This window comes from Candidatus Endomicrobiellum pyrsonymphae (assembly GCF_020328025.1).
In the GTDB taxonomy this organism is placed as follows: domain Bacteria; phylum Elusimicrobiota; class Endomicrobiia; order Endomicrobiales; family Endomicrobiaceae; genus Endomicrobiellum; species Endomicrobiellum pyrsonymphae.
In genome coordinates this window covers 1-5005 of sequence record NZ_JAIXMZ010000079.1, presented here as the reverse complement: position 1 = coordinate 5005, position 5005 = coordinate 1, and the positions used below count along the sequence as shown (strand labels likewise).

General features: G+C 35.9%; 3 protein-coding genes. 1 reads left to right on the top strand and 2 read right to left on the bottom strand.

Annotated elements, in window-relative coordinates; genetic code table 11:
- Positions 1-334: 334 nt before the first annotated feature.
- Entirely contained in the window at positions 335-754 is a 420-nt protein-coding gene (locus LE180_RS06095) for a DUF192 domain-containing protein (RefSeq protein ID WP_374134568.1), read from the top strand.
- 279 nt (positions 755-1033) lie between these two features.
- On the opposite strand, the gene hydG is transcribed toward LE180_RS06095, so the two are convergent.
- Complete coding sequence (hydG, locus tag LE180_RS06090) at positions 1034-2419, bottom strand: [FeFe] hydrogenase H-cluster radical SAM maturase HydG (protein WP_374134567.1); 1386 nt, start codon at positions 2417-2419, stop codon at positions 1034-1036.
- 134 nt (positions 2420-2553) lie between these two features.
- Positions 2554-4311, bottom strand: coding sequence for a threonine--tRNA ligase (gene thrS, locus LE180_RS06085; RefSeq protein WP_374134566.1), 1758 nt, complete (start codon positions 4309-4311; stop codon positions 2554-2556).
- Positions 4312-5005: the final 694 nt, after the last annotated feature.

Below are 5005 nucleotides of genomic sequence, written 5' to 3'. Positions count from 1 at the left end.
GTTTAATATCCCCAAATGTAACCTAAAATACAAAATTAGCCGTTCTGTTTCGTTGTACCTTTGAAACTCTATAGCTTTAAAATCGTTCCAATTAGAGTTTTAGGTTGGCTTGCAAATTAGAAGGTTTAAATTGATATAATAGTGGCGGTTACATTTGCTGGCAGAAAGGTTTGAGGCAGGAAGATTTAAGGGTAGAAAGAAGACAAAGATCTCTGATTGAATTTTGATTGTTTTCATTGTATAATTTTTAAGGTTGAAATGTTAAAAGTAAGGGATTGAATTTGTATAATAGGCGCGTGTGTAAATTTTTCTAAAAATATTTGTCGTTATTATCATGTCTGCATTTTGTTGTGCATGTGCATCTGTCTCTAAAAGATATAACGACGGAGATGTAGTCTATGTCAATATTAACGGAAGAACGCTAAAATTAGTTGCGGCAACAAGTGAACAAGCAAAAGTAAAGGGACTTTCAAACAGAAAAGAAGTATCGTACGACGGAATGGTATTTTTCTTTAAACAATCAAGAAGACTTGTGTTTTGGATGAAAGACATGCATTTTCCAATAGATATATTGTGGGTTGCAAATAGTAAAGTTATTGATATCTCAGAAAATGTACAACCTGAACCTGACGTTTCTGATTATAATCTTAAAACATATAATTCGTCAGAAAAGACAGACACGGTTATAGAATTAAACTCAGGAAAAGCAAAACAGCTAAATACTAAAAACGGAAGCATTATAAAATTACAATAAACGGAGAAAAAAAATGACAGACATCAAAGTAATTAAAAGACTAAAAGCCGATTTGAGCGCCTAGTATGAAAGCTCAAGACTTACCGGCAAAAATGTCTGAAGAAGAATTATTTAATAAAGTCAAAGCTACTGTGATGGCGTAGTTATGAAAGTGGCAGTTGTTGCAATCAATGGTTAAGCTGATGGAAAACATATTTCTGTGGGCGGTAAAAAAAGCCTTGGAGACACTTGGCAAGGAGGAAAGTGGTCACCAGACAGCGCAATAAGAGCAACCGTTTGCTAAACATATTCGTCGCGGACCCCGTTATCTATGTTTTTGAAAAGTTTTTCCAACATACTAATACTTGCGTTATCAAGTTTTGCTTTATGTTTTTCAATAAGCTGATAACCTAGTTCTTTTACTTCAGGAGTCGCAAAATCTTCAAGATATTCTTTAAGAGTAATCAAAGCATTAATATCGCACATGCGCCTTATTTCGCCGGGTTTTGCCAAATCCATAAAATGTTCGCCGGTTCTCTTTTTGCGATAGCATGCCGCGCAAAAACTTGGCATAAAACCTTGTAAAAGCAACGAATGCGTTATTTCGTTTAAAGTTCTTTGATCGTTTACGCTAAATTGTCTGTCTAATTTATCGTTGTGCACAGAATCTTCTTCATACCCGCCTGGAGTAACTTTTGATTCTGCGCTTATTTGTGAAACCCCCAAATTTACAAGAACATCTCTAAGTTTTGCGGTTTCTCTAGTTGACATAATTATTCCAGCATAAGGGACTGAAAGCCTTAAAACTGCAACTATTTTTTTGAAATCCTCATCTGCGATAGGATATTCAGGTTTGTCAGCATAACTCGATCCGGGGGCAGGTTCAATACGCGGTACAGAAATAGTATGAGGACCTACACTGTAGGTTTTTTCAAGATGTTCTATGTGCATAAGCAATGCAAGAATTTCAAATTTAGGATTATATAATCCAAGAAGCGGTCCTATACCAACATCATCAATCCCAGCTTTAAAAGCATTGTCTATTGCATCTAATCGATTATCAGGATCAGCTTTTGCACCGGAGATATGGAGTTTCCTATATGTTGCTTCGTGATACGTTTCTTGAAATATTTGATATGTGCCTATTCCTGCTCTTCTTAACTTTTTAAAACTTTCAACGTCCATAGGAGCAACATTTACATTAACTCTTTTTATTTTATTGCCTTTATATTCTGCACTGTAAATCGCTTCAACTGCGCCAACATAATAATCTATGTTGTCTTTTGAAGATGCCATTTCCCCGGCGACCATCAAAATACGTTTATGCCCTCTTTTAAGAAGTATTTTGGTTTGCTCTTTTATTTCGTTAAATGTAAGTTTTTTTCTCAACGTAACTTTATTATTAGATGCAAAACCACAATACAAGCAACTATTTGCGCAAAAATTGCTTATATACATCGGGATAAACAACACAACACGTTTTCCATATATAGTATTTTTTACATAAGAAGCAGCGGCATAAATCTTTTGCAAAACATCAGAATTTTTTACAGATAAAAGTTTTGCAGATTCTTCGAGACTTAATCTTTTCAATTCTTTTGTTTTTGACAAAATAATGTCAATATCCTTCTCGTCCGCTTCTGTTTTAAGCAAAGAATTTATTTTACTTTCGTTAATATATTTCAATTTAAATACCTTTGAAATACTTTCTTGTATCTATTGTTCAACCTAGATTATTTTTTCAATGGATGACAAAAAAGCTGATAAAATATATACTCCTCTTTCATGCGTTTATCCCAATTATTGTTATTAAAAAAAGCTTACAATTCATTAATCCCTGGAACGCTTTTTTCTTTTATAAGGGAAACAAAGTTATCAACTGTCATAATGCCCAAATCTCTATTGCCTCTTGCTCTTACAGCGACGGAAGTTGCGTCCTTTTCCCTACTGCCTACAACTGCCATATAAGGAATTTTCTGCATCTCGTGTTCTCTTATCTTATGACCAATCTTTTCATTTCTATCGTCAAAAACAACTCGTACATCATTCTGCTTTAATTTCTGCAACAATTCTCCACAATACTCGTGTTGTTCTCTATTGATATTTGCTATTGCAACTTGAACAGGCGAAAGCCAGAGAGGCAAAGCTCCAGCATAATGCTCTAAAAGCACACCAACAAATCTTTCCAAGGAACCGAGTAATGCTCTGTGAATCATATATGGTCTTGCTTTCTTGCCGGTTGAATCAACATAGGAAATATCAAATCTTTCAGGAAGGTTAAAATCAAATTGTATCGTCGAGCACTGCCACAATCTACCTATAGCATCTTCTATTTTTATATCGATTTTTGGTCCGTAGAAAGCTCCACCGCCTTCGTCAACTTCGTAATTATAACCTGTTTTTTTTAAAGCGTTTTCAATTGATGCCTGCGCTCTTTCCCAATCCTCTATCTCGCCCACATATTTATTTTCAGGTCTTGTAGCCAGATAAATTTTATATTCGCTAAATCCAAACGTTTTAAGACAACCTATTGCCATATTGAAAACTTTAAGCACTTCTTCTTCAAGCTGCTCGGGAGCAACAATAACATGACCATCGTCTTGTGTAAAACCTCTTACTCTCATGAGTCCATGCAAAACTCCTGATTTTTCAAATCTATAAACTGTACCCAATTCCGCATATCTTATGGGAAGCTCTCTGTAAGAATGAAGTTTTGTTTTATATATCATCAAATGCATAGGACAGTTCATAGGTTTTATGCGATATGGGTTATTTTCTATTTCCATAGGGGCGTACATATATTCAGAATAAGTTTGCAAATGCCCGCTTATTTTAAAAAGTTCTTCGCTTGCAATGTGAGGCGTAAGTAAAAGATCGTACCCATTTTCAATATGAAATTTTTTCCAATAACTTTCAATAATATCTCTTAACAAAGCGCCCTTTGGGTGCCAAAGCACCAGTCCACCTCCAACAGATTCATTGACGCTAAACAAATCCAAATCTTTGCCAAGCTTTCTATGATCTCTTTTTTGCGCTTCTTCAATTTTTGTTAGATAGTCTTCCAAATCTTGTTTGGCAAGAAAAGCTGTACCATAAATTCTCTGAAGTTGTCCTCTTGAAGAATCCCCTCTCCAATAAGCCCCTGCAACTGAAAGAAGTTTAAAATACTTAAGCTCACCAGTTGAAGCTATATGAGGTCCCTTACACAAATCTGTAAAAGTACCAGACTGGTACATACTTACTTCTTCATCATCATCAATTTGAGACGCAATTTCCGATTTATATTTTTCACCTTTTGCTTGAAATCCCATTATAGCTTCATCCCTGGTCATAGAAGAACGCACAAAACGGTGATTTTCTTTTGCTATTTCCTTCATTTTTTCTTCAATTTTCACCAAATCATCCGAAGTAAAGGGCTCTTGTCTGTCAAAATCGTAATAAAATCCGTCTTCTATTGACGGACCAATTGCAACTTTTGTTCCGGGAAAAAGCTCTACAACGGCCGCAGCCATTATGTGTGCTGCAGAATGCCGTAAAACATTTACTAATTTTTTATCTTCCATTTTTGTTGCTCTCATTATCAGATTAAAACTATCACAGTCCTATAGTCAACTAACTTTATATCGATGACATACCAACTCAACACAAAACCGGTCTGATTGTACAATATTTTGAATGGAAGTCGCAATCACAGCTATAAGTTGACGCAAGAAGCAAATAGCGTAAAACGACGAACTTTGTTAAATTGGCAAAACAAATACAAAGAATATGGCATAAACGGTTTAATATACGGCAACCGTTCATTATTCGCAACTACTTTAAATTTCCTAAAATGCGCAATATGTCGTGGATATTCTTCTACACGCAATTGACAACACTAATATCTTTCGTTATAATCTATCGGAAGGATGTGACTATAGCTCAGCTGGGAGAACGCTTGCATGGCATGCAATGCAAGAGTGTTGCTGTGCGACACGAGTAAGGAGCGCAAGTCTGACAACTGGCGCGAGATGGTGAATGCGCGGGAACAGAGGTTCGCCCCTGGCAAGATTTTGATAGACTGACAGGATAAACGATGGGGCTATAGCTCAGCTGGGAGAGCGCTTGCATGCCATGCAAGCGCAATCACAGCTATAAGTTGACGCAAGAAGCAAATAGCGTAAAACGACGAACTTTGTTAAATTGGCAAAACAAATACAAAGAATATGGCATAAACGGTTTAATATACGGCAACCGTTCATTATTCGCAACTACTTTATCGCAACTACTTTA

Bases quoted from the DNA above. Each gene is read 5' to 3' on its own strand.
- LE180_RS06095 (WP_374134568.1), top strand. From the start codon at position 335: ATGTCTGCATTTTGTTGTGCATGTGCATCTGTCTCTAAAAGATATAAC.
- thrS (WP_374134566.1), bottom strand. From the start codon at position 4,311: ATGAGAGCAACAAAAATGGAAGATAAAAAATTAGTAAATGTTTTACGG.